General features: G+C 70.8%; 12 protein-coding genes. 7 read left to right on the top strand and 5 right to left on the bottom strand.

Annotated features, from left to right (window positions below; translation table 11 throughout):
* The first annotated feature begins 31 nt into the window (after positions 1 to 31).
* From Ato02nite_RS27200 to Ato02nite_RS27210, 3 genes are all read left to right on the top strand, one after another.
* On the top strand, positions 32 to 667 hold the full coding sequence (locus Ato02nite_RS27200; protein ID WP_213009464.1) for an O-methyltransferase: 636 nt from the start codon (positions 32 to 34) through the stop codon (positions 665 to 667).
* A 136-nt stretch (positions 668 to 803) separates the two neighbouring features.
* Complete coding sequence (locus Ato02nite_RS27205) at positions 804 to 2015, top strand: SGNH/GDSL hydrolase family protein (RefSeq protein ID WP_213009465.1); 1212 nt, start codon at positions 804 to 806, stop codon at positions 2013 to 2015.
* A 38-nt stretch (positions 2016 to 2053) separates the two neighbouring features.
* Positions 2054 to 3565 (top strand): FAD-dependent oxidoreductase, encoded by a 1512-nt coding sequence (locus Ato02nite_RS27210; protein WP_213009466.1) that lies wholly within the window; start codon positions 2054 to 2056, stop codon positions 3563 to 3565.
* Between the two features lie 3 nt (positions 3566 to 3568).
* On the opposite strand, the gene Ato02nite_RS27215 is transcribed toward Ato02nite_RS27210, so the two are convergent.
* Entirely contained in the window at positions 3569 to 3940 is a 372-nt protein-coding gene (locus Ato02nite_RS27215) for a hypothetical protein (protein WP_213009467.1), read from the bottom strand.
* Positions 3941 to 4114: 174 nt separating this feature from the next.
* Here Ato02nite_RS27215 and Ato02nite_RS27220 point away from each other — a divergent pair, with 174 nt between their 5' ends.
* Both Ato02nite_RS27220 and Ato02nite_RS27225 read left to right on the top strand, forming a co-directional pair.
* Positions 4115 to 4780, top strand: a complete 666-nt coding sequence (locus tag Ato02nite_RS27220; RefSeq protein WP_213009468.1) for a response regulator — start codon at positions 4115 to 4117, stop codon at positions 4778 to 4780.
* Positions 4777 to 6546: a sensor histidine kinase gene (locus Ato02nite_RS27225; RefSeq protein ID WP_213009469.1), complete on the top strand. Its 1770-nt coding sequence runs from the start codon at positions 4777 to 4779 to the stop codon at positions 6544 to 6546. The genes Ato02nite_RS27220 and Ato02nite_RS27225 overlap by 4 nt, the downstream gene beginning before the upstream one ends.
* 32 nt (positions 6547 to 6578) lie before the next feature.
* On the opposite strand, the gene Ato02nite_RS27230 is transcribed toward Ato02nite_RS27225, so the two are convergent.
* From Ato02nite_RS27230 to Ato02nite_RS27245, 4 genes are all read right to left on the bottom strand, one after another.
* Positions 6579 to 8030, bottom strand: coding sequence for an arabinofuranosidase catalytic domain-containing protein (locus Ato02nite_RS27230; RefSeq protein ID WP_246607452.1), 1452 nt, complete (start codon positions 8028 to 8030; stop codon positions 6579 to 6581).
* 31 nt (positions 8031 to 8061) lie between these two features.
* The gene (locus Ato02nite_RS27235) at positions 8062 to 9522 is read right to left on the bottom strand and encodes an arabinofuranosidase catalytic domain-containing protein (protein WP_213009471.1); all 1461 of its coding nucleotides are present in this window, start codon (positions 9520 to 9522) and stop codon (positions 8062 to 8064) included.
* A 27-nt stretch (positions 9523 to 9549) separates the two neighbouring features.
* Entirely contained in the window at positions 9550 to 11373 is a 1824-nt protein-coding gene (locus tag Ato02nite_RS27240; protein WP_246607453.1) for an RICIN domain-containing protein, read from the bottom strand.
* A 77-nt stretch (positions 11374 to 11450) separates the two neighbouring features.
* On the bottom strand, positions 11451 to 12464 hold the full coding sequence (locus tag Ato02nite_RS27245) for a LacI family DNA-binding transcriptional regulator (protein WP_213009472.1): 1014 nt from the start codon (positions 12462 to 12464) through the stop codon (positions 11451 to 11453).
* 216 nt (positions 12465 to 12680) lie between these two features.
* On the opposite strand from Ato02nite_RS27245, the gene Ato02nite_RS27250 reads away from it, so the two are divergent.
* Together Ato02nite_RS27250 and Ato02nite_RS27255 are read left to right on the top strand one after the other, a co-directional pair.
* Positions 12681 to 14240 carry a serine/threonine protein kinase gene (locus Ato02nite_RS27250; protein WP_213009473.1) on the top strand — a complete coding sequence of 520 codons (1560 nt, stop codon included), beginning with the start codon at positions 12681 to 12683 and terminating at the stop codon, positions 14238 to 14240.
* A gap of 136 nt (positions 14241 to 14376) precedes the next feature.
* Entirely contained in the window at positions 14377 to 15423 is a 1047-nt protein-coding gene (locus tag Ato02nite_RS27255) for a LacI family DNA-binding transcriptional regulator (protein WP_213009474.1), read from the top strand.
* Positions 15424 to 15456 lie beyond the last annotated feature (33 nt).

Genomic DNA, 15456 nt, shown 5'->3' on the forward strand with positions numbered 1-15456 from the left:
TAGACGCTACGTCGCGTCTACTCTAGCGGCCATGACGACCTTACGCACCGATCCCTTTCCCGCCGTTCTCCAGCTGCTGCACGCGGCCGCCGAGCGCGACGACGACCACGACATCGGGCCGCTGCCGCCCGACGCCACCGCGGCCGAGCGCGCCGACGCGCTCGCCCCTATCTACATGCCGGTCTCGGACGCGGGCGGCGCGTTGCTCTACAGCCTGGTCAGGGCGTCGCGGCCGCAAACCGTCGTCGAGTTCGGCACCTCGTACGGGATCTCGACGCTCTACCTCGCCGCGGCCGTACGCGACAACGGCGAGGGCCGGATCGTGACCACCGAGCTCAGCGCGACCAAGGTGGCCGCGGCCCGGCAGAACTTCGCCGACGCGGGCGTGGCTGACCTCATCGAGGTGCTCCCCGGCGACGCGCTGGAGACGCTCACGGCCGTCACCGGCCCGGTCGGGCTGGTGCTGCTCGACGGGTGGAAGGACCTCTATCTGCCGGTGCTGCACCTGCTCGAGCCCCACCTGGCGCCGGGCGCGCTGGTGATCGCGGACGACACGTCGTTCGCGAGCGTGCAGCCCTACCTCGACCACATCCGCGACCCGGCGAACGGCTACGTGAGCACGGCCTTCCCCGTCGAGGACGGCATGGAGGTCAGCTGCCGTTCCTAGCGTGCCAGCGCCGTGCCAGCGCCGTGTGTGCTTGGTGTAAGTGGCCTACGTCAGCTTTGACCCGCCGGTGAGAACGCACTGATCTCCACGGCGGTTCCGAGGACGTTCACCACTCTCACGAACAACGGAGGCATCGGTGACCGAGGCCAATGCGGTAGTCACGAACGTCGGCCAAGCCGACGACGGCTGGGTCCGGACCTGGAGCGCGGCCCCGCAGGCCCCGGACGCCGGGCTCGGGTCCCTGGAAACGGTGGCGCCGTTCGCCGACGTGACCCTGCGACAGGTGGTGCGGATCAGCGGCGGCGGCCACCGGCTGCGGCTGCGCCTGACCAATGAGTACGGGACCGCGCCGCTGGTCATCGGCGCGGCACAGGTGGGCCTCGCGAGGTCCGGCGGGGAGATCGAGGCGGGCAGTGCCCGGGAGTTGACCTTCGCGGGCCGGCGGGATGTCACCGTGCCGGCCGGTGCGCCGATCCTCAGCGACCCGATCGACCTGCCGCTGCCCGCCCTCGCCACGCTGTCGATCAGCCTCTATCTGCCGGAGCTGGTGGAAAGCTGCACCTGCCATGATCCGTCGCTGGACACCGGCTGGGTCGTGCCGGGCAACGCCACCGCCGAGTCCACCCTGCCGGCGAAAGCCGGCCCGCTGCCCGTGCGGGCGCTCATCTCGGCCGTCGAGGTTCTTCCCGACGCCCCGGCCAGAGCCGTCGTCGTGCTGAGCGACTCCCTGGCCGACGGCTTCGGCTCGACCCCGGACTCCCACCACAGCTGGCCGGAGCTGCTTGCCGAGCGGGGCGGTCCACACCTCTACGTCTGCAACCAGGGCATCAGCGGTAACCGGATGCTCAACGATGGCCTCGGCGTTTCCGGGTTGGCCCGCTTCGACCGTGACGTGCTGGCGACGCCGGGCCTCGGTCACGTGATCGTCTCCCTGGGCCACAACGACATCAGCATCTCGCACCTCCCGCGCGACGACGCGGACGCCCTGGCCGGCTTCCTGTCGATGTTCCCCGGGGAGCCGGTGACCAGCGACGACATCATCGCCGGTTACCGGCAGCTGATCGCCCGTACGCACGACCGCGGCGTGCAGATCTACGCGACCACGGTGACCCCCGACGAAGGCTCCGAAACCCACACCGCGGCGGGCGAGGACGCGCGGCAGATCGTCAACACCTGGATCCGTACCAGTGGCGCCTTCGACGGTGTCCTGGACTTCGATGCCGTCTGGCGTGACCCGGACCAGCCCGCCGGTATTCAGGACCACCTGCAGGCGGGCGATCACCTGCACGGCAGCGACGCCGGCTATCAGGCCCTCGCCGACTCCATCGACCTCGCCCTGTTCAAGTGAACCACCAATTCCCCGACGGGAGATCTCTCATGTATGACGTGGTGATCGTGGGGGGCGGCCCGGTCGGGTTGTTCCTGGCCGGTGAAATCGCCCTCGCCGGGTGCTCGGTCGTGGTGCTGGAGCGAGAGGCGGAGCCGCACTCCCCCTGGCGTAAGTTTCCGCTGGGGTTGCGGGGCCTGAACGCCGGGTCGGTCGAGGCGTTCCACCGACGGGGGATGCTGCCCCGTCTGCTGGCGGAGTCGGGTGGCCGCGCCGAGGTCGGCGCCGATCTCGACGCGGATCAGGCTTCGGTGCCGCGTTCGGTGAGCCATTTCGCGGGCATCATGCTCGATGCGGCCAAGGTCGAGGTGGCGGCCCTGCCGCCGCGGCTGCCCAGCCCGGCGATGGACGGCATGCTGACCAGCCTGGACGCGGTCGAGACAGTGCTGGCCGAACGGGCGGTCGGCCTCGGCGTGGACATCCGGCGCGGCGTCGAGGTCACCGGCCTTACCCAGGGCGACGACAAGGTGGTGCTGCTGGCCGGTGAGCGTGAGTACACGGGCCGCTGGGTGGTCGGCTGTGACGGAGGGCGCAGCAACGTACGCGGACTGGCCGGTTTCGGCTTCATCGGGACCGAGCCTCAGTTGACCGGCTACCTGTTCGTGGGCGACGTCGCCGACCGGGAGAAGCTCCGCCCGGGCTTCAACGTGACGGCGACGGGCATGTATCTGCGGATGCCCGCCGGCGGCTACATCGGCGTGATGGACTTCGACGGCGGAGCGTTCGACCGCTCGCAGCCGTTGACGCCCGGGCACCTGCAAACGGTCCTGCGCCGGGTGTCCGGCACCGACGTGCGCGTGGACGCGGTCGAACTCGCCTCGAGCTTCACCGACCGGGCGATGCAGGCCACGACCTACCGGCAGGGCCGAGTGCTGCTGGCCGGCGACGCCGCGCACATCCACTCGCCGCTCGGTGGCCAAGGGTTGAACCTGGGTATCGGCGACGCCTTGAACCTGGGCTGGAAACTCGCCGCGACCGTGCACGGATCCGCCCCCTATGGCCTGCTGGACACCTACACCGCCGAACGGCACCCGATCGGGGCCGGAGTGCTGGACTGGTCGCGGGCCCAGGTCGGGGTCATGCGCCCGGGCGAGTACGCGCCGGCGCTGCAATCGGTGATGCGCGACCTGCTCGACACCCGCGACGCCACGACCTATGTGTGGGAGCGGACCTCGGGCACGGCCAACCGCTACGACCTGGGCGACGGGCCGACCCCAGCCGGCCGCAACGCCCCGGACTTCCGGCTCGAGGACGGCACCGGTCTCGGCGACCTGTTGCAGGACGGCCGGGGCGTCGTGCTGGACTTCAGCGCCGATCAGGTCTTGTCCGAAGCGGCGGCGGGCTGGCCCCACCGGCTGCGCTACGTGGCCGGGCCCGCACGCAACGACCTCGGCTACGGCGCCGTCCTCGTACGCCCCGACGGCATAATCGCCTGGGCCGACGGCCGGCGACCGGACCGCGAGGCCTTCGAACAGCACGCACGCCGCTGGTTCGGCAGTCCGCGACTCTGAAGCTCAGTCGGAGACCGGGACGGGGACCCGGGACGGCAGCAGCATCAGCGCCACGCAGGCGATGGTGAGCACCACCAGGACCGAGACGATGAGCAGCAGCCCGGCCGAGACTCCGGCGAAGAAGGCCGGCAGGGCGGTGACCATCGAGACGATGCGGGAGCCGGCGGCGATTCGGGCTGCGCCACGGCGGCCGGTGCGCCAAGCGATGACGACCGCCACGATGGTGATCAGACCGAGCACGCCGTCGATCAGCAGGATTGCGAAAGGCGGGCCGGCCTCACCGTCCGGCGTGGGCTGCACCAGCGAGAGGAGGTCGAGTACGCCGAGCACCGCAGCGAGCACGAAGCCGGCCTTGTTGAGCTTGGAGAACGTCATGGCAAATCACCCCGGAGAGGAACCGGCACCGCTGGTCGGCGCCGCTGAGCTCAGCCTCGCGGCCCGACCGGCCGGACGGAGGAGTCGGCACACCCGCCCGGCCCGGCTGTTCACCCGGGTCACCCGGGCAAACACTCCTAGGTCCGCACCCGGTGCAGACCCCATCATGAACGCATGACGGCGGCATCGGAACCACTCACGGTCGTCCTGATCGACGACCACCCGGTGGTACGCGGCGGCCTGCGCGCGCTGCTCGAGTCGTTCGACGGGTTCGCCGTCGTCGGTGAAGCGGCCGACGGTGAGGCCGCGGTCCGGGAGGTGCAGCTGCACCGGCCGGACGCCGTGATCATGGATGTGATGATGCCGCACGTCGACGGCATCGAGGCCACGCGGCGGATCGTCCGGGCCTGTCCGGGCACCGCGGTGCTGGTGCTGTCGATGGCCGAGGACGACGACGTCGTGTTCAGCGCCATGCAGGCCGGCGCCCGCGGATACCTGCTCAAGGGCGCCGCCCAGGAGGAGATCGAACGGGCGCTCAAAGCGGTCGTCGCGGGTGAGGTGATCTTCGGGCCGGGCGTCGCGACCCGGGTGCTCGGGCTGTTCCGCCGCCACCCGGCAGCGTCCGACCCGTTCCCGGAGTTGACCCCACGCGAGCGCGACGTGCTCGACCTGGTGGCCCGCGGCCTGCGCAACGCGGCGATCGGCGAGCGGCTGGGCATGGCGCCCAAGACGGTGGCCAACCACCTGTCCGCGATCTTCGCGAAGCTCCAGGTCACCGACCGTTCGGCGGCGATCGTCCGGGCCCGGGACGGCGGTCTGGGCCGGGGCGGCTCGTCGTGATCGCGTGGCCGGCTTTCGGCGCCGGCATGCTGCTGCTCGGTGCCGTCGTGCTCGCCCTCGCCGTCGCCCGCCGCTTCCCCGCGCCGCTGCTGGGCATGCTGGGCGCCACCGCCGTCACCGGCCTCCTCGCGACCGGGTTGTGGCTGGCCGGGAGCCCGGTCGCGGTCACCGGCCGGCTATGGGTGGCCGCGGTGGCGTTGCTTGCGCCGACCGCGATCGCGCTCTACCCGGACGGCCGCCCGCCCACCGGCCTCGGCTGGTCCGCTCCCGCCCTGCTCGTCGCCACGGGTGGACTGGGCATCGCCTACCCGGCCCAGTTCGCCTACACCGGACTGATCGAGCTGGTCCAATATCTCCTGGTCCTGGCGATGCATTGGTGGCGCTTCGAGCACAGCGAACCGGCCGCCCGGCGCTCGCTGCAATGGCTGGCACTGGGTGCCCTCCCGGGATCGCTGATCGCCGGCACGGCCGGCTTCACCCTCTCGCGGTCGGGCGCCGCCGTCATCGTTCTCCTCGTCTGGGCCGTCCTGCTGACCTGCCTGGTGGTGGGGATCGCCGCCCCGGACATCCGCGACATCCGGCGCCTGACCCTGGCGGTCAGCTCGCATGCGCTCACCGTGCTGATGGTGATGAGCGTCTTCGCCGGTGTGCTGGCCGGTCTCGACATGATCGCCGGGCACCGGGTGACGCTCGCCCCCGGTGCTCTCGGGCTCATCGCCGCGGGCTGCGCGCTGGGCTACGCGCCGTTCGCCCGGCTGTTCCGGCAGATCATCGAGATCCTCCTGTTCGGCGTGCGGCACGACCCGATCCAGGCGGCGTCGCGGGCCGGCGATCAGCTCGGCGAGGACCCGATACCGGCGTTGCGCTCGCTGCGGGAGTCGCTGGCCCTGCCGTACGCGGCCCTGGTCGACGGCTCCGGCCGGATCGTGGCCGCCACCGGGAGCGCCGCCGGGGTGGTCGTGCAGCAGCCGCTCTCGCCCACCGATCCTCGCCTGGGTCGTCTCGAGGTCGGCCTGCGGACCGGGCAGAGCCGGCTGCTGCGCGGCGACCAGCAGGTGCTGGCCGTGCTGGCCCCGGCGCTGGGCCAGCTCATGCACGCGCGGCGGCTCGGCGCCGACCTCCAGGCATCACGGGCCGCGATGGTGGAGGGCATCGAGGAGGAGCGCCGCCGGCTGCGGCGTGACCTGCACGACGGGGTGGGCCCGCGGCTCACCGGGCTGGCGTACGCGGCCGACGCCGCTCGCAACGTCCTGGGCCGCGACCCGGAGCGGGCGGCGACGTTGCTGACCGGGGTACGGGCCGAAGCCGGGGAGGCGATCGCCGAGGTGCGGCGACTCGTGGAAGGGCTGCGACCGCCGAGTCTGGATCAGGTCGGACTCGAGCAGGCGTTGCGCCAGCACGCCCGGCACCTGTTGCGCCCGGACGGCCGCCCGCTGCTCGTCGAGGTCCTCGTCCCGGTCCCGCTCCCGCCGCTGGGCGCGGCCATCGAGGTGGCCGCCTACCGGATCGTCGTGGAGGCGCTGACCAACACCGCTCGGCACGCCGACGGCGAGCACGCCGTCGTCACCCTGCGTCGGGACGGCGACGTGCTCGCGGTCGAGATTCGCGACGACGGCGCCGCACGAGGGCCGTGGCTGCCCGGCGTCGGCATCACCTCCATGCGCGAACGCACCGAGTTGCTCGGCGGCTCGGTGGTCGCCGGGGCCGGCGAGGACGGCGGCAGCGTCGTGGCGACCCTGCCACTCGTCGCGTCGGTGCACCGGTAACGCCGCGGCCCTCCGCCGCTCCGGGAAAGTAATCAGCCACGCGTGGACCACTGCTGGTTCTGTCCTGCGTTGCAGGCCCAGATGATGATCTTGGTTCCGTTGGCGGTCGAGGCACCGTTGGCATCCAAACAGAGGCCGGACTGTACGCCGGTGATGGTGCCGTTGGCGTTGACGTTCCATTGCTGGTTGGCCTGGCCGTTGCAGTCCCAGATGAGCACGGCGGTGCCGTTGGTGGTGCCGGCACCGCTCGCGTCGAGGCACTTGTTGCCGTACACCTGCAGTTGCCGGCCCGCGGTGTAGGTCCAGCGTTGCTGGGTGCTGCCGGCACAGTCCCACAGTTGCACCTGGGTGCCGTTGGTGGCGGCGGCGTTCGGCACGTCGATGCAGCGGCCGGACTGCCCGCCCACGATCTGCACGTTCTGCTGCGGGTTGGCGCCGCCGGCCGGCGCGTACCCGGCGGCGGTGATGTTGGCCTGTACCGCGTTCTCGGTCGCCGCTGACGGGTAACCGGCGGTCAGCACGCCCTCGTAGAAGGTGCCGCGGCCGGTGACGCTGTTGTCGCCACCGATGCCGAGGAGGATCGCGCCCTCCTTCTTCATCGGGTTGTACCCGTTGGGGCGCACGCCGTCGAAGTAGTTCGTCAGGCTGCCCGACTGGGCGTTCCCGCCCCGGATGGCCCAATGATTCGGTTCGCCCTTGACCATGGCGGTCACGAACCGGTGGTTGACCGACGCGATGTTGTTGTATCCGGCGTTCACCCCGGAGAACAGCCCCCACTCCAGGTCGGCCATGATCCACGGGCCGCTCCCGGCGCCATAACCCCACTGCTTGTCGGCGCCGAAGTAGACGGTTTCCATGATCGCGGGCGAGTCGGCCTGGCCGTCGGTCTGTGCGTTGCCGTAGTCGAAGCAGCACCACTGGTTGTAGTGGGTGCCGTCGACGACCGCGTAGATACCCTCGGGCTGGTCGCCGGTCGCGATCCCGTTGGTGTTGTTGTTGCGGTAACCGGTTCCGGGGGCGATGTAGACGCCGTAAGCGTTCTGGCCACCGATGGTGATCGGGGCGGCTTTGGCGTCGGCGAGGTTGTCCCAGCCGCCGGCCGCGGGGCCCGGCCAGTAGCCGGGGGGTGCCTGGGTGAGGCGGTTGTTGCGGCCGGACTGGTCGTAGAGGACGGTGACCACGCAACTCGTACCGGCGCAGAACGAGTCCTGCACGGCGGCGTTGGCATAGCCACCGGCGGTGAGCACGCCGATGTCTCGGGTGGTGTTGTCCGACGAGCGCCGGACCTGGTAGAGCGGGCCGTTGTAGGCGCCGTACAGCGCCCGGGTGGTGCTGTGCGCGGCGACGCACGGCGTACCACCCGAGGCGTAGATGTCGCACGGGCCGGTCCCGGCGGCGCGGGCGGGCGCCGCGTCCGAGACCACGTAGGCGCCGGCGACGAGGATCATCAGGGTTCCCGCGACGGCCGGCAGACGGCTCAGCATTCTCGGCATCTCATCGAGTCCTCTCCTGCTCTCAGCGGTAGCCGGCGGCGGCGATGTTGGCCTGGACGGCGTTCTCGGTCGCGTCCGTCGGGTAGCCGACGACCATGGCGCCCTCGTAGAACGTGCCGGCGCTCTGGTTCGCGCCGCCGTCCGGCTTGCAGCAGTCACCGCCGCTGCCGAGAACGATCGCGCCCTGCTTCCTCATCGGGCTGTAGCCGGACGGCAGCGAGCCGTCCCACAGCGTGAAGAGGTTGCCGCTCTGTGCGTCGCTGCCCTTGATCGCGAAGCGGGAGGTTCCGTTGTTCTTCAGGGTCGCGGTCACGAACTTGCTGGTGAAGGCGCGCTGGTTGGGGTTCCACGTGCTGCTGCCGCCGGGGAACAGACCCCATTCGAGGTCGGCCTGCACCCAGGGCCCGGTTCCGGAGCAGCCGCCGAACCAGCAGCTCTTGCCGAAGTAGATCGCGTCCATGGCACCGGCGGCGTCGGCCTTGCGGGTGGTCTCGCTGTTGCCGTAGTCGAAGCAGCAGCCGCTGTTGACGTGGGTGCCGCTGGTGACCATGTACATGCCCTCGGGGGCGCTGCCGGTCGGAACACCGGTCAGGTGCCCGTCGCGCCAGTAGCTGTTGCCCGGGTTGATGTAGAGCGAGTAGGCCTTGGCGCCACCCACGGTCAGCGACTCGGTCGTGGCGACCGCGGGCTTGCTCTGCGGCGAACCGGGAACCGCGGACGAGCCCTGGTACCACAGGTCGTTGCCGCGCCCGGATTGGTCGTAGAGGACGGTGACCACGCAGGTGGTGCCGGCGCAGAAGGAGTCCTGGCTCGCCGCGTCGGCCACGCCGCCGGCGAGCGCCCCGATGGCGCGGGTGGTGTTGTCGGAGCTGCGCCTGACCTGGTAGAGGTTGCCGCGATAGGAGCTGTAGAGCGCTCGCACCGTGCTGTGCGCCGCCACGCACGGCGTACCGCCCGCGGCGTAGATGTCGCAGGGCCCGCCCCCGGTGCCGCCCGGGGTGACCTGCGCCCACTGCTGGTTGGACTGGCCGTTGCAGGCCCACAGCAGGGTCTTGGTGCCGTTCGCGGTGCCGGCCCCACTGGCGTCGAGACACAACCCCGACTGCACACCGGTGATCGTGCCGTTCGCGTTGACATTCCACTGCTGGTTGACCTGACCGTTGCAGTCCCAGATCACCACCGTCGTACCGTTGACCGTGCCCTGCCCGGACGCATCCAGGCACTTGTTGCCGTACACCTGCAATTGCTTGCCGCTCGTGTACGTCCACGACTGACCGGCACCACCCGAGCAGTCGTACAACTGAGTCTGCAGACCGTTGGTCGTGGCGGCGTTCGGCACGTCCAGGCAACGGCCGGACTGGCCACCGACGATGCGGGTGGGTGTTCCGACGGTTGCGGCCGCGGCCGGGTTCGCACCGGTACTGACGGCCGCACCGGCCATCAGAACACTGAGGACGGCGAGAACGAACGATCGATGGAGCATGGCGGTTCCTCCTCTCAGGCGTACGGATCAGCGGCCGAGCAGTCGCCAGGTCTGGTTGAGCGGGCTCGCCTGCGACACGGGCTTGCAGGTCCACTGGTGGACCACGGCACGGGCCGCGGTGGAGACACCGCTGACGTCGACGCACTTACCGCTGTGCCGGGCGACGAGCTGGTAGTCGTGCGCGTCGTTGCCGGCGTAACTGACCCGCCGCAGGGCGAACTGCTGGTTCAGGCCGCCGGCCAGGCAGGTCCACTGCTGCACGGCGGCACCGTCGGCGGTGGACACGCCGCTGACGTCGAGGCACTTACCGCTCTGCCGGTTGACCACCGTGTAGGTGTCGGCGATTCCGGCCACCGGCTGGAAGACCCACTGCTGCTGGTCGCCGCCCTCGCAGGGGAACTGCTGCTGCTGGTTGCCGTCGGTGGTGCGCAGGTCGGTGTTGTCGAGGCACTGCCCGCTGTGCTGCACCACGGCAACACTCGAGAAGCCGGTGTCGGCCGGCGGCAGCACCGTGATCGTGTACGCGTCGGTGACGGTGTTGTTGGCGATGGTCACCGTCGTGGCGTTGCCGGTGAGCGTGACGACCCGGTCCTGGACGGTGGTCGGGCCGGCGACGGCGCCGCCGCTGTTGTACGGGATGCGCTGCACCCGTACGCGCACCTGGTTGCCGGTCACGACACCGCTGGTGGTGTCCAGCCCTTGCAGGTTGACGGTGAGGTTGCCGGTGGTGCGGCCCCCGCCGACGAGGACCTTGGCGTTACCGGCGGCCTTGGTGGCGTACGCGTCGTAGCCGGCGGACGGTGTGGTGGCTACCCCGGCACCGGTCTGCTGGGCGTAGAAGCGGTAGACCCACCACTCCCCCTTGGGCTGGTACTGGCCGGCGGAGTTGTGGACGAGCAGGTTGCCGAGGTCGTTGTGCAGGTTGCCGCCGCTGGCCCAGTTGGCGCGCAGGCCGTCGGCGCCGGCCCGTTCGAGCCGGGTGATGTACCAGGCGCCGTCGCCGGGATTCTGCTCGTCCGAGGCGCCGTACTCGTTGATCTGGTACGGCCTGGGGTGCGCGATGCCGCGGGAGTCGAGCGTGGCGTTGGCCGCCGCGACGTTGGCGACCGGGTCACCGGGCAGCGAGTGCCAGCTGATGATGTCCGGCACCGCGTTGTTGGCCTTGACGTAGTCGAGGTACTGATTCCACCAGGCACCGGACGCGGTGGTCGGCACGCCCGCGTAGCTCGGGCCGACGATCAGGGTGCCGGGCATGTCCGCGCGCAGCCGCTGATAGGTGCGTCGCCACAGCTCGAAGTACTGCGACTGCGGCCGGTTCCAGAAGATCGAGATGTTGGGCTCGTTCCAGATGTCCCACTGCACAGGTACACCGGTGGCCTTCACGTCGGCGATCACCCGGGTGAGGAAGTTGTTGTAGTCGTTCCAGTCACCGTTGTCCCCCGGGTACCGGCCGATGTTGGCGCCGTCGGCACCCCACAGGTCGTGGGCGAGCAGGATGAAGGTGCCGCCGAGGGCTCGGGTGCGCAGCATCTGCGCCCGGGTGGCGTTCCACCGCCGGTCGTAACCGCCACCCTGCCAGCCGCTGCCCGGCAGCTGCGCGCCGCCGGCCCGCATGGCCCGGTAATCGACGTCGGTGAAGAAGTGGTCGGGCGGTGCGGCGCCGTTCTCGGTCATGCCGTAGATCCAGCCGGCGGCCCGGTGGGTCGGCGCGGCCGTGGTGGCGGCGAAGTTCACGCTGATGCTCTGGTCGTCGGCGCGGGCCGGGGACGCGGCGGCCAGGACGCCGAACCCGGCGAGCGCGACGACGAGGGTGCGGGCGATGCGGGCACGGATCGGGGATGGGGAACTCACGGTGCCTCCGATCGGGGAACGAGGACAGCAGGAGTCGCGGGAGGAGCCGGCGGCTCGTCCCGGGGAGAGTGGACGGTTCAGTCGGGGCGGGCGGGCCCGGTGCTGTCGCGAAGCGAGATGGGCGGTGCGAGCAGCAGGTGCCGGTGCGGGTGCGTGGGGGTGGCGATCCGTTCGAGGAGCAGCTCGACGGCGTGCGAGCCCATCTCGAGGGCCGGGACGTCGGCGGCGGTCAGCTGCGGGCGGAAGCCTTCGGCCCAGTGCCGGGCGGCGACCCCGGCGATGGAGAGTTCACCCGGGACGGCGACGCCCAGCCGCTCGATGCCGCGCTGGAGACCGGGCATCGCCGCTTCGTTGACCGTGGTGACGGCGGTGACGTCCGGGTGGTGTTCGCGCAGCTGCTCGAGCCATTCCTCGCCGGCGGCGGGGTCGTCGGCGCAGGGCAGTTCGATACCGCTCAGGCCACGCTGCCGGACGGCCTCGGCGAAACCCGCCTGCGCCCGGTGCGCGGGGCCGTACCCGGCGGCGAGGAGCTCGGGCGAACGGTTGAGCAGCGCGATGGTGCGGTGGCCGAGATCGGCGAGATGGTGCACGCAACGGGCGACCAGTCCGGCGTAGTCGACATCGATCCAGCTGGTGCCGTGCGGATCGGCGGTGTGGCCGATCGTCACGAACGGCAGGCCGGCTTGCCGCAACCGGCCGACCCGCTCGTCCTCCAGCCGGATCTCCATGAGGAGGACCCCGTCGACGCGGCGGCCCGACACGATGCGTTCGAACGAGCGATCGTGGTCACCGCCGGACGGCGAGAGCAGCACGTCCAGATCGGCCCGGGCGGCCGCCTCGACGACGCTGGCGACGAACCCCAGCTGCATATCGGTCAGCCGCAGGCTGGCCGGGGGAATGACCAGCCCCAGGGTGCGGGTCCGGCCCTCCTTCAGCGCCCGGGCGGCGGCGTTGGGCCGGTAACCGATCTCGTCGATGACAGCCTGGATGCGCTGCTTCGTCTCCGGGCTCACCGAGCGCCGGCCGCTGAGCGCGTAGGACACCGTGCTCCGGGACACTCCGGCCCGCCGGGCGATCTCGCCGATGTTCATGCCACCACCTCGCCCTCGGTGTGCGGGTCGTGATGTCGAATCGATTCGCTGCTGACGCTAGGCAGAAGCATCTACGTATGTCAATAGAAGGGAGAAGCGGTAGTCGAATCGATTCGGAGTCGGCCCTACCGACCGCACACATTCATGCCCGTGGTTGGGGTCGCGCACTAGAGTGGCCGTCGCACGCCGCACTCGACCTGAGCGCCGGAGGAGAACTTGTCCGCGTCACCCCCAACGCTCGCCGCCGGGCGCTACCGCCTGACGCGCGTCCTCGGCGAGGGCGGGATGGGCCGGGTCTGGGAGGCGCACGACGCGCTGCTCGGTCGCGATGTCGCCATCAAGGAGATGCTTCCGCCGCGGGGGATCGACCACGAGCAGTACGAGCTGCTGCGGATACGGGTCCTGCGGGAAGCCCGCGCGATCGCCCGGATCGACCATCCGAACGTCGTCCGCGTCATCGACGTGCTCCACGAGCACGGCGAGCCGTGGATCGTGATGGACCTGATCCCGTCGCGGTCGTTGTTCGCCGCGATTCAACGGGACGGCCCGATGGCGCCGGAGCGGGTGGCCGAGATCGGGCTGGCCGTCCTGGCGGCGCTGCGGGCGGCGCACGCGGCGGGGCTGCTGCATCGCGACGTGAAGCCGGCGAACGTCCTGCTCGGCTTCGACGGCCGGGTGGTGCTGACCGACTTCGGGCTGGCGCTGGTCTCCGGGGACAGTTCGATGACGTCGACCGGGGTGGTGCTCGGCTCGCCGTCCTACATGGCCCCGGAGCACGCGCTCGATCTGCCCGTCGGGCCGGCCGCCGACCTGTGGTCCCTCGGCGCGACCCTGTACGCCGCGGTCGAGGGCAGGCCGCCGTACTCGAAGTCGTCGCCGGTCGCGACCCTGGCCGCACTGGCCGGCGATGAGCCGCCGAGTCCCCCGGTCCGGGCGGGCGCACTGCGGCCGGTGCTGGACGCGCTGCTGGAGAAGGACCCGGCCCGCCGCGCCGACGCCGAGACCACCGACCGGATGCTGCGCGCGGTCGCGGCCGGCCACTTCGTCCCGGAGGCGGCCGCGGGTGAACGGCGATGGGCGCGGTCGGTGGTTGTCACCGTCGCGGCGATCGCGGTCGTGCTCGCCGTGACGGCCGGTTTCATCGCCCGGGAACGGGTCCGGTCGACGGCCGAGGCATCATCCGTGCCGACGCCGGCGACTTCGGACCACGTCGCCGCGCCGTTGCCGAGCGCGACCCGGCCGAGTCGGCCGGCCTCGACGCAGCCGCAGAGCAGCCGCAGTACGGTGCCGTCGTCCTCCCCCGCGAGCCCGAGCCGCACGACCCGGCAGCCGGCGAACCCGGCGGGGATCGACCCGGCGACCTGGTTCCGGTTGGTCAACCTCAACAGCGGAAAGTGCGTGGACGTACGCGGTGACGATCCCGCGGACCACGCCCCGGTCCAGCAACTCACCTGCGGTACGACCAAGGGCCAGCACTTCCGGCTGATCCCGACCGGCGACGGGAACGTGCGGATCGCCAGTCGCCTGGACAGCCTCAAGAGCCTCGACGTCACCGACCAGGCGCCCAACGACGGCGCCACGATCCAGCTGTGGCCGTACAACGGCAGACAGCAGTGGCGGGCCGTGCCCGACTCGAACGGCTCCGTCCACTTCGTGAACGAGTTCAGCGACAAATGCCTGGACGTGCCGAGCGGCTCCACCGGTGACGGAGTCCAACTCGATCAGTTCAGCTGCAACGGAACCCCCGCGCAGGCCTTCCGGCTCGAAACGGCATAGCTGTTCACCGATCGGCAAGATTGCGAAAGTGTTGCCGGGAGATGTCTTGCGCACCGTGTGACGCCCGCCATAGCCTGTCGTCACTAGTTGTTGAAGCGCTTCGACGATACGCATCGACTACTCCTGGGATCTGCCCATGGCTGCGTTCACGAGCAAGGATGTCGCCCGGCTCGCGGGTGTCTCGCAGAGCACGGTGTCGTATGTGATGACCGGCAAACGTCAGATCTCCGAGCGCACCCGGCAGCGCGTGCTGGCCGCCATGGAGCAGCTGACCTACGAACCCCATGCCGGTGCACGGGCGCTGGCCGGACGGCGTACCCAAGTGGTCGGTCTGGTCGTGCCTTTCGACTCGATGTCGGAGATGACCGGGCTGTTGCCGTTCATCGAGACCATCGCCAGTTCCGCGCGGGCCAGCGACTACGAGGTTCTGCTGGTCACCGCGGATGAGGGTTCGGCCGGGCTACGGCGGCTCGCCGGGCGGGCGCTGTGCGACGCGATCATCATGATGGACATCCAGGAGCAGGACGAGCGGGTCCAGGTGGCCGCCGCCCTACCCATTCCCGTCGTGCTCGTCGGCATGCCCGACGACCCGGCCGGCCTCTACTGCGTGGATCTCGATTTCGACGCGGCCGCCCGGATCGCCGTCGACGAGCTCGTGGACACCGGGCACGACGAGGCGTTCGTCATCGGCTATCCGGCGGCGGTGACGGACCGCCGGCTCAATTTCGCCGGCCGGTTCCTGCGATCGGTGCGCCGCCACGCGGAGATGCGGGGCCTCCCGCTCACCGTGCTCGAGCCGGTCGAGCTGGGCCGGGCGGGGGCCGCGACGGCGGTCGAACACCTTCTGGCGCACCGACGCCCGGGCCGGACCGGCGTCGTGGTGCCGTACAACGCGAGCATCAGACCGTTGCTGCACGCGCTGGGTGCCCGTGCAGTGGTGCCCGGGCGCGACCTGTCCCTGATCGGAATCAGCACCGACCACCAGGCGGACGAGTCGGAGCCGCCGTACACCAACATCTCCGAGGAGCCGCGAGACGTCTCGCGGCGCGCGATGAAGACCCTGTTCTGGTTGCTCGATCCCGGCCCCGGGGTGGGGCATCCGCCGGTAGACCTCGTCGCACCACGCCTGACCCGCCGGGGCACCGTGATGCCCGCGCCCACATCCGCGATGCGCTCGAGCTAGAGCCAGATCCGAAGAAGCCACATCGGTCCGCCG

It is taken from the genome of Paractinoplanes toevensis, assembly GCF_018332695.1.
Classification (GTDB): Bacteria; Actinomycetota; Actinomycetes; order Mycobacteriales; family Micromonosporaceae; genus Actinoplanes; species Actinoplanes toevensis.

Bases quoted from the DNA above. Each gene is read 5' to 3' on its own strand.
- Ato02nite_RS27200 (WP_213009464.1), top strand. From the start codon at position 32: ATGACGACCTTACGCACCGATCCCTTTCCCGCCGTTCTCCAGCTGCTG.
- Ato02nite_RS27215 (WP_213009467.1), bottom strand. From the start codon at position 3,940: ATGACGTTCTCCAAGCTCAACAAGGCCGGCTTCGTGCTCGCTGCGGTG.
- Ato02nite_RS27220 (WP_213009468.1), top strand. From the start codon at position 4,115: ATGACGGCGGCATCGGAACCACTCACGGTCGTCCTGATCGACGACCAC.
- Ato02nite_RS27230 (WP_246607452.1), bottom strand. From the start codon at position 8,030: ATGCTGAGCCGTCTGCCGGCCGTCGCGGGAACCCTGATGATCCTCGTC.
- Ato02nite_RS27235 (WP_213009471.1), bottom strand. From the start codon at position 9,522: ATGCTCCATCGATCGTTCGTTCTCGCCGTCCTCAGTGTTCTGATGGCC.
- Ato02nite_RS27245 (WP_213009472.1), bottom strand. From the start codon at position 12,464: ATGAACATCGGCGAGATCGCCCGGCGGGCCGGAGTGTCCCGGAGCACG.
- Ato02nite_RS27255 (WP_213009474.1), top strand. From the start codon at position 14,377: ATGGCTGCGTTCACGAGCAAGGATGTCGCCCGGCTCGCGGGTGTCTCG.